Source organism: Aeoliella straminimaris (assembly GCF_024054565.1).
Taxonomy (GTDB): domain Bacteria; phylum Planctomycetota; class Planctomycetia; order Pirellulales; family Lacipirellulaceae; genus Aeoliella; species Aeoliella straminimaris.
The window spans coordinates 24,740-44,335 of record NZ_JAMXLR010000061.1 but is presented as its reverse complement, the minus strand read 5'-3'; the positions used below and the strand labels follow the sequence as shown (position 1 = coordinate 44,335).

The 19,596-nt window shown below is 61.4% G+C and carries 12 protein-coding genes; 4 read left to right on the top strand and 8 right to left on the bottom strand.

Features of this window, described 5'->3' with window-relative positions; genetic code table 11:
* Positions 1–81: 81 nt before the first annotated feature.
* The 3 genes from NG895_RS17250 (at position 82) to NG895_RS17240 (ending at position 4,831) form a co-directional block, all read left to right on the top strand.
* Positions 82–2,811, top strand: coding sequence for a vWA domain-containing protein (locus NG895_RS17250; protein WP_252853762.1), 2,730 nt, complete (start codon positions 82–84; stop codon positions 2,809–2,811).
* 249 nt (positions 2,812–3,060) lie between these two features.
* A complete protein-coding gene (locus NG895_RS17245; protein WP_252853761.1) occupies positions 3,061–3,261 on the top strand; it encodes a hypothetical protein in 201 nt (66 codons plus the stop codon).
* Between the two features lie 175 nt (positions 3,262–3,436).
* Positions 3,437–4,831 (top strand): peptidase associated/transthyretin-like domain-containing protein, encoded by a 1,395-nt coding sequence (locus tag NG895_RS17240; RefSeq protein WP_252853760.1) that lies wholly within the window; start codon positions 3,437–3,439, stop codon positions 4,829–4,831.
* 36 nt (positions 4,832–4,867) lie between these two features.
* Here NG895_RS17240 and NG895_RS17235 read toward each other — a convergent pair whose 3' ends face one another.
* The 7 genes from NG895_RS17235 to priA form a co-directional block, all read right to left on the bottom strand.
* Positions 4,868–5,929: a hypothetical protein gene (locus NG895_RS17235; protein ID WP_252853759.1), complete on the bottom strand. Its 1,062-nt coding sequence runs from the start codon at positions 5,927–5,929 to the stop codon at positions 4,868–4,870.
* 298 nt (positions 5,930–6,227) lie between these two features.
* Entirely contained in the window at positions 6,228–8,024 is a 1,797-nt protein-coding gene (locus tag NG895_RS17230; protein ID WP_252853758.1) for a CotH kinase family protein, read from the bottom strand.
* 102 nt (positions 8,025–8,126) lie between these two features.
* The gene (locus NG895_RS17225; RefSeq protein WP_252853757.1) at positions 8,127–10,148 is read right to left on the bottom strand and encodes a PEP-CTERM sorting domain-containing protein; all 2,022 of its coding nucleotides are present in this window, start codon (positions 10,146–10,148) and stop codon (positions 8,127–8,129) included.
* Between the two features lie 1,023 nt (positions 10,149–11,171).
* Positions 11,172–13,271, bottom strand: coding sequence for an ATP-dependent DNA helicase RecG (recG, locus tag NG895_RS17220; protein ID WP_252853756.1), 2,100 nt, complete (start codon positions 13,269–13,271; stop codon positions 11,172–11,174).
* Between the two features lie 111 nt (positions 13,272–13,382).
* Entirely contained in the window at positions 13,383–13,826 is a 444-nt protein-coding gene (gene rnhA / locus NG895_RS17215; RefSeq protein ID WP_252853755.1) for a ribonuclease HI, read from the bottom strand.
* A 222-nt stretch (positions 13,827–14,048) separates the two neighbouring features.
* Complete coding sequence (locus NG895_RS17210; RefSeq protein ID WP_252853754.1) at positions 14,049–15,962, bottom strand: ATP-binding protein; 1,914 nt, start codon at positions 15,960–15,962, stop codon at positions 14,049–14,051.
* A 174-nt stretch (positions 15,963–16,136) separates the two neighbouring features.
* Positions 16,137–18,428 carry a replication restart helicase PriA gene (gene priA / locus NG895_RS17205; RefSeq protein WP_252853753.1) on the bottom strand — a complete coding sequence of 764 codons (2,292 nt, stop codon included), beginning with the start codon at positions 18,426–18,428 and terminating at the stop codon, positions 16,137–16,139.
* Positions 18,429–18,522: 94 nt separating this feature from the next.
* Between priA and nadD the strand changes: the two genes are divergently transcribed.
* Positions 18,523–19,137, top strand: a complete 615-nt coding sequence (gene nadD / locus NG895_RS17200) for a nicotinate-nucleotide adenylyltransferase (protein ID WP_252853752.1) — start codon at positions 18,523–18,525, stop codon at positions 19,135–19,137.
* Here nadD and NG895_RS17195 read toward each other — a convergent pair.
* Positions 19,134–19,388, bottom strand: a complete 255-nt coding sequence (locus NG895_RS17195; RefSeq protein WP_252853751.1) for a hypothetical protein — start codon at positions 19,386–19,388, stop codon at positions 19,134–19,136. The two genes, nadD and NG895_RS17195, sit on opposite strands and share 4 nt — an antisense overlap.
* Positions 19,389–19,596 lie beyond the last annotated feature (208 nt).

Genomic DNA, 19,596 nt, shown 5'->3' with positions numbered 1-19,596 from the left:
GTTCCTTAGCCCGCGACGGAAGTCGAGGGTTTGCGCTGCCCCACGACTTCCGTCGAGGGCTGTTATTTGTTGTGAGTAACCATGTCCCAAGAACCCCAAAACCCGAACCGAGATGAGTGGCGCGATCGATTGGTCGATCGTGCGCTCGAGGAGCGCGTGGGTGGCGAGTCGCCGCCTGACCTTTCGGCGCAGATTCTCTCGGCCGCTACCGTGTCCGATTCACCCGCGACAGGAGACGTAACGATGGCTACCACAACTACTTCGCGATCATGGGGAGTTCGCACCTGGGTGCTGGCCGCCAGTCTGGTGGTGAACTGCGGTTTGCTTGCGATGTTATTAGCTTCGCGGGCGAACGAGCAGTACGGGCTGGCATCGAACGAGGCGCCCAAAACGCCGCAGGTGGCCCCCGAGTCGACGGAGTCGAATCAATGGGCACTTGCTACAGAGGATGCGAGTGAATGGAGCGAGAAAGAACTCGGGGGGGGCCTCCTTCGGTATGAAGCAGCCCCAGAGAATCGATCGCTCGAACTACAAGCAGGCGACGGACAGCAGGGCGGGGGGCAGCAGGCCCCCAGTCGTAGCCGCCTGCCTGAGTCGCCGACATTTGGCGCGACAATCGACTCACCCGCCAGCGGCGCTCCCGCCCAACAGGGCCAAGGCCAAGCCCCGGCGAGCCCGGCACCCTTGGGGGGTAGAGGGAACTCGAACGCTGCCGGCGGTGAAGGGCAGCAGGGAAATGCCGGCCAGAATCAAGCAGCGGATGGTAGTAGTGAATCCTTTGAATTTACTGACAACCTCGACACGCCTTCGCGACAGAAGAGTTTCTCGGTTGAATTGGGATCCTTGCCAGCGATTGAAGTGCCTCCGATCGCTTATCCTGACGCGGAAATGAAGAATGAGTCGAATGGTCGTACCGACTTTCGTGGGACCGATTATGGCATCGCGGTTTCCGAAGCGCAAAAGTCGGGGGAGACGCTGCCCAAGGAGTACTCACAGTCAGCCGACTTTTACATGAGCGAACTCGGGAACCGCGACTTGAGTTCTCTTTTCGAATCCCAACGCCGCGCTGGCCAAAGGGCTGCCTGGGGCTACCAATTCGGCACGACATGGCGGGAGTGGCCGCGGGGCGAGAACAACATCGGCTTGCAGGGGTTGATCAATCCTAACGACCATTGGCAAGGTAGTCCTGATGGCGAGGGCATTGGTCCGGGGGCAGCTGGCGACAAGTATGAGCGGATTCACGAGAATCGGTTCCTCCCGGCCATTGGCGAAGAAGCGGTCAGCACTTTTTCGATCGACGTCGACACGGCCAGTTACGCCAACGTCCGCCAGATGCTCAGCAGCGGGCAGGTTCCCCCGCCGGATGCCGTGCGGCTGGAGGAACTGGTCAACTATTTTGACTACAACTATGATCCCCCCGCGGCGGACGAGCGTCGCCGCAAGGATCCCTTCGGACCCAAGACCGATGAGCCCGAGGTTCCCTTTGCCGCCCACGTCGAGACGGCCGCTTGTCCCTGGCAGCCAGGCCATCGTCTGGTTCGCGTCGGCATCAAAGGACGCGAGGTAGCCGCCGAGAAGCGGCCCCTATCGAACCTGGTGTTCCTGGTCGACGTCTCCGGCTCGATGAACAATGCCGACAAGCTGCCGCTGGTCAGGCATGGCCTGAAGGAACTCGCCAAGAAGTTGGGCGAGAACGATCGTGTGGCCATCGTGGTGTACGCTTCGAGCGAAGGCTTGGCGCTACCCAGCACGCCCGGCACCGAGCAGGAAACCATCCTGGCCGCGATTGACAATCTGCAGGCGGGGGGCTCGACCGCAGGCGGGGCGGGTATCCAGCTCGCTTACCAGATCGCCGAGGACAACTTCATCACCGGCGGCACCAACCGCGTGATCCTCTGCACCGATGGCGACTTCAACGTCGGTGTGACCAACCCCGCCGAGCTGGAGCGGATGGTCGAGCAGAAAGCCAAAGACACGAAGGTATTCCTCTCCTGCATCGGCTTCGGCCGGGGCAACCTGAACGATGCGATGATGGAGAAAATCACCGGCATCGGCAACGGCAACTACTACTACGCCGACGACCAGCGCGAGGCTGAGCGTATCTTCGTGAAAGGCATGACCGGCATGCTGGTGACCATCGCCAAAGACGTGAAGATCCAAGTGGAGTTCAATCCGGCGAAGGTGCTCGGCTATCGCCTGTTAGGCTACGAGAATCGCATGCTCAAGACCGAGGACTTCAACGACGACACCAAGGACGCCGGCGAAATCGGCGCCGGCCATACCGTGACCTGCCTGTACGAGATCATTCCGGTGGGCGAAGAATTTCAGGAACCAGATGTCGACGAACTGAAGTACCAGCACCCTGCGGGCCTGACCGACGCCGCCGAGACCGAAGAGCTGTTGACCTTGAAGATGCGTTACAAAGAGCCGGACGAAGACACCAGCAGCAAGCTCGAGTGGCCAGTGACCGATAGCGGTCACCGCTTCGGCGAAGCCAGCACCGACATGCAGTTCGCGGCCGCTGTGGCCAGCTTTGGCATGCTGCTCCGCGACTCACAGTACAAGGGCGACGCTACCTATGATGCCGTGGCCGAAATTGCCGACAGCGCCCGGGGCGACGATCCCGAGGGCGACCGCGCCGAGTTCGTCGAGCTGGTTCGTAAGGCAAAGCAAGTAATGCCGGCGCCGAGCGAGCCAGAAGGAAATGCCGAGACCGAAAAAGGTGCTGCACCAGAGTCTAATGACCAAGGTGCGCCCACCAAAGAGTTGTCTGACAAGGACTTCGAGTTCCGTTCCACCGGCGAAGAGTAACGGCCGTTGCAACACGGTGTTTCAGCACCGCTTCTTGACTTCGAGATCCACATAGCATCGCGTAAAGCTCGGGGGCCGCGTGCGCGCTATCGATGCTGTGCTGGCGCGGGAGGGGCGAGGTATTTTGGCGAAAAAACAAGAAACCTGCCAAGGTCGAGTAACGTCCAACGAGTAACTCAGGTAAACACCCAGGTGGTCTCTCAGCAACTTCTGCGCCAGGGGGGAGGGGCATTACACTGCCGGCTTGCCATGAAGGACGACGACAACCAGGAGCTGAACCCGATGGAAGAGCTATGCTGTGCGTTTGTGGAAGGCGAACTCAACGAGCAGGAAACGCACCTACTGGTTCGCTTTCTCCTGGAGAACAAGGGGTTGCGACACGAGCTGCGTCGTCACCTGCAGATTCATGACGGGCTGACACTGGTGGCCATGCTGGGCTGGGATGTGTGAAACCTCGGCAGGTGCAGCGTGCCAAGCGAGCCCTTTTTATTGCCTGGTTGGCTGCAAAAGTTGCAATCGCGCGGAACTTTTCGACTCTTCGCGTCGTCATTGGTCTACAACCGGTCGCTGCGGCCGTGATATACTCGCGCCGAGCGGCGGAAAAATCTCGTAACGGAGCCGATTCATGCGCATCCTGCTATTCGCGACCGCGTTCGTCTTGTGTTCATTAACCGCGCCCGCCGTGGCGTTGATCACCGGCAGCGATGGCGACGAGCCAGTCGACAACCCTGGTTGGCCGGTCGGCGCCGCCGAGGCGTTTAACGTCCGCCAGCGAATCGCTTACTGGGTAGGACCACCGTTCGGCGGTGGGCAGTACCACGGCGAGTTTCGTGGCGATACCGCAGCGCTGAACGAAGTGCTCGACATCTTCGGCGACATCCGCAATGACAACAAACGCATCGTGGTCGAGGAGGGTACCGCACCAAGTGGTTGGCTCCGCCTGCGAGATCGTTCAAAAGAGCCAGTGCAGTGCGACTGGAAACTGATGGTCTGGGACGCGGCGAGTTGGAAGCAGCTCTCCGGCATGCGGGCTGGGCTCGATCCCACCGATCCGGCCGATCGCGCGAAGGGGCCACCCACGGTGCTAACCATTTACACCGGTGGCAACATTGAGTGGGACCAGGTGAAGCTGCCCGAGGGGGTGGAGGTTGTCGACAATCGCCTCTCGGCCCATGGATTCACCGAGCAAGATGGCTACGTCTGCCAAGGGCAGTTGATCGACCTGGAGTCCGACCAGCCCATCGCCGGCAAGTTGGTGGTGGAGTTGATGGAAGCGCCCAAGACCGGGGGCTACAAGTACACCCAAGCCATGGAGGTCGACACGGAAGACGATGGCAACTGGACCATCAAGAACGTACCCGATGGTCGATATCGCCTGATTGCCGAAAGCGAAGGTTACGTGCCCCGCGTGGTGGGCCATGTTAGCCACGAAGGTAGTGCGAAGTGGCGAGAGTTTGCCTGCCGACTAGCCAAGCCGGTCGAGTTCGCTGGGCGCGTCGTCGCCAATGGCAAACCGGCCGCGGACGTCAACGTCCGCCTGATTGGCATCACCCCCGAGGGCGGTCGCCGGTACGAATCGACTCATCAGTTCGACGCGAAGTCCGACGCGCAGGGCACATTCCGCATCGAGGTGCCACCTGGTAAAGGGGTGGTTGGTCTGTTCAAGGAGGGCCTGGTGCGTCCCGGGCTGGCTCCCGAGGTAACCGTGCCGAGCGAACCAGTCGATTGGGAGATGACCGGCTCCGCCCAAGTAACGGTGATCGTCATCTTCGAGACCACCGAAGTCCCCAAGCAGTACATGGTGGAACTCGAACCCGAGGGGGGCAACAAAGTTGGCTCGTGGGGCGGATCGGCCACCATCGACGAGAAAAACCAATGCGTGTTCAAGAACGTACCCCCCGGCCGCTACTACCTGGTGGGCCATCCGAACCCCTATTCGGAGGACGAAAAGACCGACGCCGTGCTGCTCGACCTGAAGGGGGGCGACAAGGTGCTGAATACCATCACTGTCTCGCAGTAGGTTGGTTTGCAAAAAGGAGAACGCCGCGCCGTTGTACTATTCCGTCGTGCCGACTGGTTCGTTCGACTCTGGCAATTCGGTGCGTAGCACGATCCAGTCGTCCACCAGATGCAACGTCAGCGAGGTTTCTCCACCCAGCCCGCCGATCGGCGAGACGGCAATTTCTGGCAGGCCGAGTTCCTGCAACTGCCCGCCAATCCACTTCGCCGCTCCATTCGGCAGGTCGGGCACTGTCGCAATGGGGGTGGGCAGCAGCGAAGTGTTGATCCACAGCTCTGTCTCGGCGGGGTCCAGACGATGGAGCGGACAAATGATGCCGGTCGTGTCGTCCATTCCCTGAAACGCCAAATGGATGCATTTGGAGTTGGTCGACAACTGCACGGCGGCCGTGTCGAGCAATGGCAACAGGCGCTCGAGTACTGCACGCGACTCGATGTTGGCGTTCAGATTCTCTACCTTCTCGTCAATCGATTCATCGACTTCGGCCAGTATGTTCTCGCTGGTTTGCCGGTTCACGCTCCGCGTGGCGGCTGGACGCAATTTAAGTTCCCTGCGAGTGCCGAGTCGCCGGACCACTTCGCCCCGCAAACCGGGTAGCGTCGACCCAATGCCAGCCGACCCCAGCCGGGTGTGACTTTCAATGGTGCCGGGCTCGGTAAGGAATCGGCCTTTATCGAATCGAACCACCTTATCCACCTTCCACGTGGTAACGCTGCGGCTGTTGACGATCGCCGGACCACTTCGACCGCTCGTCCGCGCGTGGCTCTCGCCTTCGACCGTAATGCGGAAGGCGGCGTCGTCCCGGTCCGGCTTTGGCTCTACATCGGCAACGCCCACGGTGTGCGAGGGACCCGTGGCGCGAACACCCACCACGCACATATCGACCTTGCCCTGCTTATCGATGTCCGATGCCAACATGCGGTCGAGCAACTCCTCGGAAATGCGGAGCACGACGAGACCTCGAATCTCAAGTCCATCGGCATCGATCTCCAAGGCAGCCGGATCGGGAGGTTCTTGCGCCATCGACCAAGGGGCAGTCGTCCACCCCAGCAGGAGCAGCAGGGCGGCGATACATAGATTCTGAGCGGGTGCGTTCATGGCGCCTGGACCGAAACGTGAAGCGACTGGCGAGCAATCGTGACGGACTTGTATTGATGGCAGCGGAAGGATAGCTGCAAAGCAGAGTATTGCAAGTTCCGAGCCAAAATCGCCCTACGCAATTCGGGTAATAACTCTGGCCACCGCTGGCTCGCTGGCCGCGGAATGCGATGGCTCGAGCGCGACCAATCCGCTTGCCAAAAGAGCAGCCGCCCTGGTCGCGCCAACCGGATCAATCCGCAGCAGGCGGGCGGCTCTACGGCAACGTGCAGGCGTGGGGGTACAGCCGATCGGCCGTTTAGCGGGGCGCCTGGGGGCCGCCCATTCCACCGCCGCGAAGCTTTACGATGCGGACGTCGAACTCGCCAGCGATTGCCTCGCCCAATTCGGTATCGCCCGGCGACAGCTTGATGTCTCCCGAAAGCATCGGAGCAGAGAAGCCGAATCCAAACCTCGGCGCACCTTCCACAAACGTGCCCGACACCGGAATCGGTTGCTGCGGCAAGTCTTTGATGCTTGCGCGGTCCACCATGAAGGTGACCATCACCGGCTTGTCATCGCTGCTTCTGGTGCCTTTCAATACGATCATCGCAGGAGGCGTCCGCTGCTCGTTGCCTCCGAAGCCGGGAAAGCTGGGCGCCTGTAGCAGGTGTGCCGAAGCACTCAGGTCAGCCAGTTCCACTTCCTGGCCACCGAGCTTCAGCGTGATCTGCAATTCGCTATCGGAGTTGCTTGGCCCAAAGCCTTCGGACCAGCGGGTCTCGAACGATCCGCGCGCGGTGCCAAGTTCCTCCGTGTGCATGGGAATGCGCGGTTGCTGGGCAATGGCGATGGGGGTGCTTTCCAGCTCGGCGAGGATCGTCTCGCGACGCTTGCTGATGAACTCACGCACTCGATCCGTCGTGAGGTCCGGCATACCGTGGTTGCCCGAACGGCTCGATGGCCGCTGGGCTTCGTGCAGGTGTCCCTCGGTCAGCTTCTCGATCCGATCCACCTCTTTCAGCAGCGCCGCTTCGTTCCACGCATCGTCGAGCACCTGCAGCATGGTTTGTTTGTATTGTTCTGGCATCTCCGCGGAGCGATACAGCCGATTCGGCAAGATGGCTTGGGCGTAAATGGCCTCGGAATGTCCATCGCCACCAAAGGCGGCCAGGGGGCCACCGCCGGTCGTAAAGCAAACATCCGCTCCCCAGGGGAGGAAGCGGAACTTCTTGGTAGCTGGGTCTTCGTAAACAAAGTAGTTGTTCTGATCCTGGGTGTACCCATCCCAGAAGCCGATCAGGCTTTCGACGGCCCAGAACCTCAAGAACTGGTCGAGATCGACGATGGCGCTTACACGCTCCATGGGCAAGTCGCCTTCGGTCGCCAGCAACTCGGCCAATAGCTCGACCCGGTCGCGATCCTCGTCCGCGTCCTTGTTCTTTGCTTCCAGTTTGGAGACCGCCTGCGGGTGAAAGTCGACAACAGTGCCCTCGTACAATTTGCCAACTGGTGAGCCAAAGCGATCTTGAAGAAATGGCTTGCGAATCGACTCGACGTTGGAATAGATCCCCAGGTACTCGCCGTTGACGGTCAGCTTCACCAGACTGCATCGCGGCGCCGGCACTCCCGCGTCGTTGAAAATCCGGTAAGCGAGCAGTTGGCTCATCTGCGACGCGTCTTGCTTGTTGTTATTCAGCGTCAGCCGGTCGAGTCCTTCGATCGGCTGCTGATCGGTGTATTCGTCGAACTTGATCTTGAGCGAAGGTCGCACTTCGTCCAGGGAACCAAAGAACCCTTTCTTGCGAATGCCCACGCCGGCAATGGCGACCCCGTCGATCGTGATGTCGCCCTTGAAGTAAGTGAACGGCTTGTCCGCGGGATCGGCGGCAAACATCGCCCCAAAGCCACCCTGCCAGCGAGTTTGCTTGCAGAGTTGCTGCCATTCTGCGGCGGGCAGGGTGATTTCAACCTCGTGCAACCGAGAGGAGTCAAACAGAGTACCGGCACGCAGCTCCTGGGCATCCGCGGAATTCGACAGCATCGGCAGGCTTGCGATGACGGAGCACCACCCCAGGAAGAATCCCTTCGCAGCGCACAAGTGCAATCGGCTCATCAGGTGAATCCTCCGGGCAGGGGGTTAGCGACAGCTTGCCACGCCCAATTGTAACCGACTCACCCACAGCCACCAATGCTTATGCCCTACCACGGTGGCTTTCTATCGATTCTGTATCCTTCGCCACCGCGATGTGAGCGTCGCTGTGAGATAGAGTGGCTCCAGTCGAGTTCGATGCCTGCTGTGCCCGCAAGACGCACCGAGTGTTAGGAGAGCGAGCGTTAGGAGAAGTAACGAGGAGGGTTCAGGAACGGGTAGCATCAGGTAAACGCTGGCATCTGGAGAAAAGAAGTCGGCTCCGTCGGCCTGGACCGAGTTGAGTTGCAGGCTGAGCCAATCTCCGTTGGCAAGCCGTACGTCAAGGTTGGCGTCGCGAGCGGTCAGTTGAAATCGGTCTCCGGTAGTTAATCCGTCGATTGCCATTCCATCGAGGATGAATTCGGTGCCGACCAGGTTCACCGTGCCCCCACTGAAGGCCAAGAGTTCTCCTGCGAATGTGCCACCGTACACGTTGAGGACCCCGGAGCGATGCACTTCGACTCCGCCACCAATATCTCCTCCATACAAGTTGGCAACACCGTCCCGACGCAGTGATAGCGAGTCGCCGATCTGTCCATCAAAGATGTTGACCAGCGCGATCGGAGTGGCGGTGGTTCCCGCGATGCCCAGTTCCTGTACTGAGGGACCTCCGGCAACAATGCGCTGCGACGGGGGGGTGCCTATGGTAAATGAGTCGCCTATTGTACCTCCATGCACGTTGACAACGCTGCCGCTCCCTGCGGAGGCAAAGTCGCCAATCGAGCCCCCATGCATCTCCAGAGTCCCCCCGTTACCTACGTAGAGTCGGTCGCCAATTGTACCCCCGGACATGATGATTTGACTTGAATCGTAGACCGAAGCATGGTCGCCGATTGAGCCTCCGGTGAGCTTTGCCAGCGAATCATACGCGATGCGAGTGTTGGACCCGATGCTTCCGCCTTGGAGTTGCAGTTCGCTGCCATGGTAAACTCGGGCATAGCTGCGTAAATCTCCCCCAGTGAAGGTTAGGGTGCTGCCTTCGAGCACTTGAATCGAATGGTAAATGACTCCTCCTGAAACCGCCACCTTTACATCGTCGGACGCGAGCAGGTCTCCTGAGATGGTACCGCCAGATATGGACACGGTCGTGCCGTCGAACGCTTGAAGATTGAATCCCAGAGCGCCTCCTGTGACTTCGACTTCGCTGCCAATAAACTCGGAATGACTGCCAAGCAGGCCCCCATCCAGTAGCCGCAACTTGCTGCCCCATAGTGCGGTGAAGTTGTCGCCGAGTTCCCCCCCGCTGCCGATGGTGAGTGACTGCCCTTCGCGCAAAGAATCTGGCGGATCGGACCCTGGCAGGTGTATTTCTGCCGCGTTCACAGGCGGAATCTCGGCGGCTTCGAGCGTGACCACCCCATCGCCGATGTAGTCCCAGTCTGTCGAGTGCAGCAGGAAAGCAGAACCATCCTCGAGCACTCCAGAGAGGGAGAAGTCCTCACCATCCGTGTGCAAGCGTTGCGTTGCTCCTGGGACATCAAGACCGGCTACCGGCTGGCCGTTAAGTCGAAATTCGCCGCCGACCAGCTTGAGCGCTGCGTTTTCGCTTGCGTACACTCTTCCCAGCGAGCCCCCCGAAACCGTCATTCTCGACTGACCACTCATGCGAAGGACTCCTTCGTAAGCCCCTCCGCGCCGGTCTCCAATGCCACCACCGGTCATCGTGGCCGATGCGTTTGCGTAGAGCTGCAAGGAACCGAGGAACCCACCGTGCATCAGCACAGTGCTATCATCCAGTGCGCGAAGTTTTTCCGCCCCCCCACCCAGGATTAGCGCGGAGCTGTAATCAGTGAGAGAGTTTTCGCCCCGAGCCCAGCCGCCATATAGATTGAGATGACTCGATTCATTGAAATCGAACCAATAGGCATCGCTCCCGTCGTACATGTTGACGACCGTGTCGTCGGAAGCCTCAAAGTAATTTGGCAGTCTTCCGTAGACGTCGATGACTTCGCCGGCAGCAGCGAGGGGTAACCCGGCAATGCAGAGAATCGCTGCTCCGATGGCGATCGGCCCGCTGTAAGAAGGCCGTCGAACGCTGTGGTTCATAAGTTCTGCCTAGGGTGGGCGTGTGTGCTAAAATGAAATGCCTGAGCAGCCGCCTGCCGGTTGGTGTGTTTTGCGTAGCGCTGATTTCGACCATTTAGGCAAACATGAATATAGTGCTCGCGTTTCGACCAAGCAATCTTTCTATCGAGGTCTCTTGAGTCGCACACGGCAGCCAAAACCCGTTCCAAGTTGCAGGGAAGCGGTGTGACTCTCTACGTTCGAGTTGCCATTTTGCCACCGACGGCGGGGAACCGACTTCAGCGTTTTCTGTCGCTCGGCAACTTGATCGCGCCTCTCAACTTCCGCTCGGTCGAGCTCCCTTAGGTCTGATAAAGAGTCATGAGTCGTCATCCTCCACACCGGTCGAGGATCGGAGAGAGCGATCTATGTGCCGGAGCGGCTCAATAGCGGCGTGTCGCGGCCCAATAGCAAATCGCGGGTGTAAAAAATTCGCCGTTGAAATCGTGCGGGGGTGTGATCCAATGGAGTTGCCGCGCGTGCTGCAGGTCTGGGCCGAACGTGCGCGAATCAATGGAGCTGGCGGCGCTCGCCGGGGGTGGGGTGAGTAGGTGAGTAGGTGAGTAGGTGAGTAGGTGAGTAGGTGAGTAGGTGAGTAGGTGAGTAGGTGAGGCGGTGAGGCGGTGAGGCGGTGAGGCGGTGAGGCGGGGCGGTTGGACGAGTTTTGGGCCCACGAGTTTTGGTCCCACTTGGGAGTTTTGGTCCCCGCCGCTAGAAGGCTGGGGAACAACTCACCAGTTTTGTCCCCCCTGTGTTTGTTTGGGCCTGGAAAACAAGGGGTTTCACCACTTGGGGGGTGACCAAAACCACTGGAGTTTTGGGCCCACGGATGCGAATGGGGGTAGTTGTGACAAAAAACGGGTGGGGGAACAACTGTTGGGGAACGAAAGCTCCGGCGGCCCATGGGCGGCGTGGGGCCTTGTTTTGCGGCGGGGCGTAGCTCTCCGGCGATTGCGGTAGCGTGGGAGTTTGGGCAGCGCCGCAGGTGTGGCGGGGATGGGGCGTTTACCCCACGTCCGACAGATCGAGGGCCGCGCCATACCGGCGGAGCATCTGGCTGCGGAGCTTCGCGTGCTCGGTGTTTGCCAGGCCGGGATCCGAGGCAAACAGCGCCATCGCGGCGTCGCGGGCTTGCTCCAGCACCTCGGCATCCCGCACCAGATCGGCGATCACCAGCGGTGGCAGCCCATGCTGCTGCGTGCCGAACAAGTCGCCAGGGCCGCGAAGTTGGAAGTCGAGCTCGGCCAACTCGAAGCCGCTGCTCGTGGCGGCGAATTTTTGCATCCGTTCGCGGCCGGTGTCGTTCAGCTCCTCCTCCACCAACACCGCACAGTACCCAGGATGCGTGCCACGCCCTACGCGGCCGCGGAGTTGGTGGAGCTGAGCGATGCCGAACCGCTCGGGCGAGGCGATGATCATCAGCGAGGCGTTGGGTACGTCGACGCCCACTTCGATTACCGTGGTGGCCACCAGCACCTGGGTGTCGCCACGGCGAAAGCGCTCCATGGCGTCGTCCTTCTCCATGGCGGTCATGCGGCCGTGGAGGATGTCGACGCGGAAGTCGGCCAGCTCGCCGCTGGTAAGGTTTTCGAACGCCTGATCGACGCTGGCGGCAGCAAGGTTCTCGGATTCCTCCACCAGCGGAGTGACCACAAACGCCTGGCGGCCTTCGCGCAGCTTGTTGCGGGCAAAGTGCCACCACCGCTCGCGCTCGCCAGGGCCGACCACGTAGCTGGTGACTGGTTGCCGTCCGGGTGGCATGTCGCGGAGCGTCGAGACGTCCAGGTCGCCGAACTGCGTCATGCTCATCGTCCGCGGGATGGGCGTGGCGGTCATCACCAGGTAGTGCGGCGAGCGATCGCCCCGCCGCAGGGCGGCCCGTTGCTCGACGCCGAACTTGTGTTGCTCGTCGATCACCACCAGGCCGAGGTTCTTGAACTGCACTTTCTCTTCGAGCAATGCATGGGTGCCAATCACCAGATCCACTTCGCCAGCAGCCATTTCGCGAAGCACCTCCTTCCGCTCGGCAGCCTTCAGGCCACCCACCAGCAGACGGTAGCGAACGCGGCTTTGCTCGAGCAGTCGCTGAAGCGTGTGTGCGTGCTGGCGGGCGAGAATTTCGGTGGGCGCCATCAGCGCCGCCTGATGACCGTGCGCCACGCACACCAGCAGGGCGTACACCGCGACCAGCGTCTTACCGCTACCGACATCGCCCTGCAGCAGACGATTCATCGGCGCGGTAGCCGCCATGTCCTGGGCGATCTCATCCACTGCGGCGCGTTGACCCGGCGTGAACTCGAACGGCAAGAGCCGCGTGATGCGGGCGTCGATCTGCGGATTGGCCTCGAGCGCGGGGGCGCGGAAGTTCACGCGTTGTTGGTGCCGCCTCGCGGCGAGGGCCAGTTGCAGGATGAACAGCTCCTGAAAGATGAACCGCCGCCGGGCGGCTTCCACCTGCTCGGTGTTCTGCGGCAGATGAATCGACCGCAATGCGTCGCCAATGGACAAGAGGTCGTACTCGGCCAGCAGCGTGGGCGAGAACACCTCGTCCGGCACGTCGGCAAACTTGGGCACCACCTCGGCGGCGATCCGTCGCATGTGGTACTGGCTGAGTCCTTCGGTCAGCGGGTAGATCGGCTGCAGGGCGCTGGGGTTGGTGGGTTGCTGGTCGGCCTCGGCGAACTCGTCCCCCAGCCACACGGTGTGCGGGTGGGTCATCTCCCATCGGCCGCCGCGCATCCTTGGTTTCGCCGACATCTGCACTCGCTGCCCCACCTCAAACTTGTCGCGCATGAACGGTTGATTGAACCAAGTGGCGCGGAGCAGCAGACCGCGATCGCTCACCAGCACGCCAACGCGGCTTTTGCCGAACCCGGTGCCACGACTATCGACTTCCTCGACGGTGCCGCGGACGGTTTGCAGCACGTCTTCTTCGAGTTCGGCGACCGGCCGCAGGTCGGACAGGTCCTCGTAGTCGCGGGGAAAGTTGAACAGCAGGTCCCGCACGGTCCGCAGGGAGAGCCGCGCAAGCTGGCGCTGTTGCGGCGGGCGAACGTTAGCCGCGTCGACCAGAGGCGTGGCGAGGATTTCGACGGGAGTGGACAAGCGGGAATGACCAGTTACGAAGGACCAATGACCAATGATCGTCTATTCTCTATTGGACATTGTGAGTTCGTCCTTGGTCATTCACAAGCACCGCTGGCGCCAAGAGGGTACTTACAGGTACTTTTGGTACGCCGCGACGGCCAACTCGTCCACGCGGTCGTTCTCGGGATGGCCGCTATGCCCAGCGACGCGGGTGTACTTGACCTGGTGCTCGGCCAGCAGGGCATCGAGCTTCTGCCACAGGTCGACATTCTTCACCTCGGCCCACTTTTTCCCTTCGCGCCGCCGCCAGCCGTTGGCCTTCCACTTGGGCATCCACTCGCTCATGCCCTTGCCGACGTAGACGCTATCGGTAAACAGCTCCACCTCGCTGGGCCGCTTGAGGGTCCTGAGCCCCTCGACCACGGCCGTCAGTTCCATGCGGTTGTTGGTGGTATCGCGCTCGGCGCCGGACTTTTCGAGCTGCTTGCCGGTCGGCAAGTGGCGCATCAGAAACGCCCAGCCACCAGGGCCGGGGTTACCGCTGCATCCGCCGTCGGTGTAGAGGTGAATCATGGGAAAGGGGCGAGGGGTCGGGGGTCAGGGGGGAGGGCATCATGCTCAACCGAGACGCATAGCATAGCGAAGTTGATGCGTTTGATGCACCCTCCTCATTGCTTCTGGATGAAAGCAGTAATCCAGCTTGTGAAGCCGTCAATAACGGTGCCGGCACACCATTCGAACAACAAGATGGCAGCGTCCCGTCGAGAATGGAGAAGGTGTTTTTATCCCGTGGCTCTAGCCCGCATCCTTCCTGGCGGGAGTATCCACGTTCGCACCGTTTTCTTCGCTTTTGACCGGTGTCATGTAATCGCCGACGTGGGGGCGGTGCAGGGAGGCCACTTGTTCCTTGAGCTGGGCGTCCAGGTCGCTGGTCGGTTCGATCTTCCACGGCAGAGTGACCGTAAACGTGCTTCCCTTGCCGACCACGCTGGACAGGGTCACCTCGCCGCCGAGCAGTCGACACAGTTCGCGGACGATCGACAGGCCCAGGCCGGTGCCGGAGTACTCGCGGGTCATGGCGTCGCCGCCGGGCAGGGCCGCGCCGCCCTGGCGGAACTTTTCGAACACCAGTTGCTGATCGGCCTCGCTGATACCGATGCCGGTGTCGTCCACTTCGACGCACAGCATGCCTGTGTCATCCTTCGAAGCGGTGATGGTGATCCGGCCCCCTTCGGGCGTGAATTTGATGGCGTTCGAGAGCAAGTTGTTCAGGATCTGTTGCACCTTGGCCTGGTCTTGCTCCACCGGCGGCAAGCCGGAGGCGAACGTGCACTCGATGTCGATGTTCTTGCTCTCCGCCAGCGGACGTGCCATATCGCACAAGGCGTCCACAATCGACTCGATGCGGAACTCGCTCGGCCGGATGTCCATCCGCCCACTTTCCATCTTGGCGAGGTCCAGGATGTCGTTGATCATCTCCAGCAACAGCGCACCACTACGGCGGATGTTGCCGACGTACCGCTTTTGCTTGTCGTTCAGCGAGTCGATATCCTGCAGCACGTCGCTGAAGCCGAGGATGCTGTTGAGCGGGGTCCGCAGTTCGTGACTCATGGTGGCCAGGAAGTCGCTCTTGATGCGGTTCAGCTCGTACAGCCGCATGTTGGCCTGGGCCAGTTCGTCGAGTTTGCCGTCCAGCTCGCTGTTCACTTCGGTGAGTTCGTCGCGTTGCCGCAACAGCTGGCGAACCATTCGGTTGAACGCGGCGGCCAGTTCTTCAAACTCGTCCCCGGTGTAGATCTCGGCCCGCTGGTCGACGTCGCCCTCACGAACCGCGTTGGCTACGTCGCGCAAGTGTTGCACCGGTTTGACGATCACGTATCGCACAACCGCCCACAGCATGAGCATCGACAGGAAGCCGGTCACAATAGCGGCGGTCCACAGGATCGCTTCGCCGCTGGCGAGCTTGTTGGCCGTGGGTGCGTGGTCGAACGAGATCCGCATGATGGCCAGCAGTTCGCCCTCTTCCAGGTTCCTGCGGGCCCACTCTTTGGGCATGTACTTGTGGCAACCGACGCACGACGCTCGCGCATACAGGGGATAGTAGTACTGATATTGCTTCTTCCCGCCCACCACGGCGACGCGATCAAACGGCTCGGCGCCTGCTGGCAGGAACCCGTCGGTGTCGATATCCGTCGACGACTCGAAATGAGACTCGTCTTTCAGTTGCTCCGGCGACAGACGGAACTGCTGATACTTGGTAAACAGGTCTTGTTCGGTACCTTTTTGAGGCTGGTTCAGATTGAAATCGTTGGGAGGCAGAATGGTCTCGGCACGGAACTTGGTGCCGTATCGCAAACGCTCGTTCATCATTTCCATAAACAAATCGTCGTCGTCCTTATCGGCATTCGATTTGTCTTCGGCAGTGGAGTCGTCTTCTATCCTCGCGGCCGCCTCTTGAAGGTCCTGCTTGTTATCGGGATCGAGCTTCTTGATCTTCGTCTCTACATCGCGATGCACTTCGGCATAGGCGGTGCGCACCAGTTGTTTGCCGAGCTCTTTGTTCTGCTTGTAGATCAGATTCTTGGCATACGCGCCGTAGAAATAGAAGCTGAGGAAAATCAGCAGACCCAACGAGACCCCAAACCACCAGCGGCACTTCCGCTCGAGGCTCGACTCGCCGAACACGCGTTTGAAGGTGGAGTAGGACAACGTGAAGGGGAAGAAGTCAGGGGTTCGGGAGCAGGGAAGACGGCCGCCAGTGCTAGCACCGACACGTTTTATTGTAGAGGAACCTTGGGGGGGCAGCCAATGTCATTGCCTCCGCAGGATTATCGATGTCAGAGATTCCTGACCCCTGAATCCCGCCCCCTGACCCCAGCTTTCTCACATCATATCCACCGGGTCGATGTCCACGATCCACTGCACACCTTCGGGCAGTTTCAACTTGCCGGCCAGCGGTGCGGCGGCTTTGTGCAGCGCCGCCACATCGGGGGCGATGACCAGAATGTGATAGCGGAACAACTCGCGGAGCTTCGCAATGGTGCAGGGGGCGGGGCCCATGACGCGGGTCCCTGCGCCAGCGGTGCGAATCTTGCCTGCCAGCTCGTCGGCCACGGCCAGCGTCACCTGGTCGTTCGGGCCACGGATCACTACGCGTGCCATGCGGCCGAACGGCGGATAGTTCAGCATCTCCCGCTCGGGCAGCTCGCTGGCCGCGAACGCCTGGTAATTGTGCTGCATCGCGGCTACCAGGGCAGGGTGGTCGGGCGAAAGGGTTTGCACCAGCACGCGTCCTCCTTGCGAACCGCGTCCGGTTCGGCCGGCGACCTGGGTGACCAGATGGAACGTCCGCTCCGAGGCGCGGAAGTCGGGGAAGTGCAACGAGGTATCGGCGTTCACCACGCCCACCAGTGTGACATTGGGAAAGTCGAGCCCCTTGGCGATCATCTGGGTCCCCAGCAGCACGTCGACCTCGCCGTTGCGAAACGAGTCGAGTGCCTGCTCGTGGCTGCCTGGCCGGCGCATGCTGTCGGTGTCCATCCGCAGCACCCGAGCATCGGGAAACCGCGCACGCACCTCGGCCTCGAGCTTCTGCGTGCCGAAACCACCATAGCGAATGTTGGCGTCCTTGCAGTCGGGGCAGTGCGTCGGCGGCGGCTCCACCCGATCGCACCAGTGGCATACCACGTGGTTCGCCTGGCGGTGGAAGACCATCGACACGTCGCACGAGTCGCACTTGAGCACGAAGCCACAAGCGGGGCATTGCACGTGCGTCGAGTAGCCGCGGCGGTTCAGCAGCAGGATCACCTGCCCGCCATCGGCCAGGGCCGCCGTCATGGCCTGGTGCAGTGGGCGGGAGATGGCGCCGCGGTTCCACTTGCGGTGTTCCTGATCGCGAAGGTCCACCGCCCGAACCACCGGCAATGGCAGGTTCGACACCCGGTCGGGCAGCGAAATCAATTGGTAGTCGCCCCGCCCGGCGGCGTGCCAGGACTCGAGCGACGGGGTGGCGCTGCCCAGCACCAGTGGTATCTGGTCCATCCGCGTCCGCTGGAGCGCCACTTCGCGTGCATGGTACCGGGGCGCGGTGTCCTGTTTGAACGAGGTTTCGTGTTCCTCGTCGATCACCACCAGTCCCAGGTGTGGCGTGGGTGCGAAGATGGCGCTGCGTGCACCCACCACCACCTGCACGTCGCCCGAAGCAATCCGTTTCCACTGGCGATGGCGTTCCACGTCGCTCTGATGGCTGTGCAGCACGGCCACATGGTCGAAACGCTCGCGAAAACGGCCCACCGTCTGCGGCGTAAGGCTAATCTCCGGCACCAGCACGATGGCCTGTCGCCCGAAGCTCACGACCTTCTCGATAGCCTGAATGTAAACCTCAGTCTTGCCGCTGCCGGTTACGCCGTGCAAGAGCAGCGTCGATTGTTCGCGGCGATCGAGCGCTGTGGTGATGGTCTCGAGTGCAGCGGCCTGCGCGGGGTTCAGTTCGAGTGCTTCGCGGCGGGCGACGGGCTGCTCCAGCAGCGGATCGGTATCGATGCGTTCGACGCGAGACTCGACCAGCTCTTTCTTTCGCAACGCGCTGATCGGGCCCGAGGTGCATTCGGCGCGGGCCATCCATTGCTTCAGCGCCAGCGGCTTGCTGCTGGCAGCCAGTATTTTCAAAGCATGGGCTTGCTTCTCGGGCAGGTCGAGTCGGGTCATGCGAGCGGCTACGCGGGTGGGCACCGAGAACAGCGTGGTTTCGCGGGTGCCCGCCTTGCCGCGCACGCCGGCGGGCAGGATACCTTCGAGCACTTGCCCCAGCGGCGCGAGGTAGTACTCGGCGATCCACTGACCGATCTCCAGCATCCGTGGCGACAGCAGCGGCGCCGTGTCGAGCACCGCGGAGACCGGCTTGAGTTTTCGGCCCCCCGTACTCGTGACGGCCACCTCCACACAGTATCCCACCACGGGACGGTTGCCTCGCCCCAGCGGCACCCGCACCCGGCGGCCCGCCTGGGCCAAGACCTCCGGCTTCCGCTCGTCGGCAAACTCCTCGGGTACGAAGTAGTCGAACTCGCCTGCGGGTCCACTCGACAGCACCACCCGCGCAATGCGGCGGTGCTCGGCGTCGTCGAGTTCCCACTGCGGAGGTTGGGTATCGAACAGGTTTTGCTGGCGGTCGGACATTCCGGGTATCCTGGGAGTGTCGCGGACCGCGTGGCGGTCCGGTTGCGGTCTTGCTACCATACCAGTCTCGAGCCCTCAGCCCCCAGCCCCCGTTATGCGACTTGGACTTTTTGGCGGAAGTTTCGACCCAGTGCATCTGGGGCATCTGGAACTTGCGCGTTCATGCCAGCGAGCTGCCGGTCTGGACGAGGTATGGTTTCTGCCCGCCGCCACGCAGCCATTCAAGCAGCGCGGTCCCGTGGCGAACGACGCCGAGCGACTGGCGATGCTGCAACTCGCCATCGCCGGCGAACCGACGTGGCGGATTTGCCGCGCGGAGATCGATCGCGGTGGAGTGAGCTACACGGTGGACACGCTCCGTACGTTGCACGCCGCCCAACCCGACGCCGAGTGGCACTTCATGATGGGAGCCGACGCGCTGCACGACTTTCCCTCGTGGCGCGAACCGGAGGAGATCTGCCGGATGGCCACGCCGCTGGTGGTGGCGCGAGCCGGCGAGCCGGCGCCGGATTTCGATGCACTGCTATCGGTTTGTTCGCCCGCGAGAGTGAAAGAGATTCGCAGGGCGCAGGTCACGATGCGCGAGATGCCGATTGCCAGCAGCGCGATTCGCGCGATGATTGCGGCCGGAGAAGATGCCAGCGAATTGCTGCCGCCGCCGGTATGGCAGTACATCGAGTCGCACGCATTGTACACGGCGGCGGGCTAGGCATCCGCATCCAACATCTGGCGCAAGTCGTCGCCGATTCGAACACCATTGGGGATCGGCTCCGAAGCAATGGCGGCCGCCAGCTGTTCGAGCTGTTCCTCCATTGGTTGGGCAACGTCCACCACCAGCCAACGCCGCTCGCCCACTCGACAGTACCCCGTGCCGCTCCCGCCAAGGTGCTCGAAGCGAACCTCGAAACCCTGTTGTTTGGCTACGGCGATTGCTTGATCAAACAGTTGTCCGGTGGTCATGGAAGCTTTGGTGGCGACGTGGAGTTTGGCGTTTCGGCGGGAGGCGGCATTCTAAGTCGTTGTGCTTGAGTTGCCCACGTGAATCCGACGATAGGTTTCAGTGAAGACCCTAACTGTTGACGCTGTAAATAGTTAAGCCCTGTTTGTCGGAGAAGAAGGGCAGGCTGTCTGGGGCGAGGCAACCTGGGAAGACTCTGAGTGTCGAACC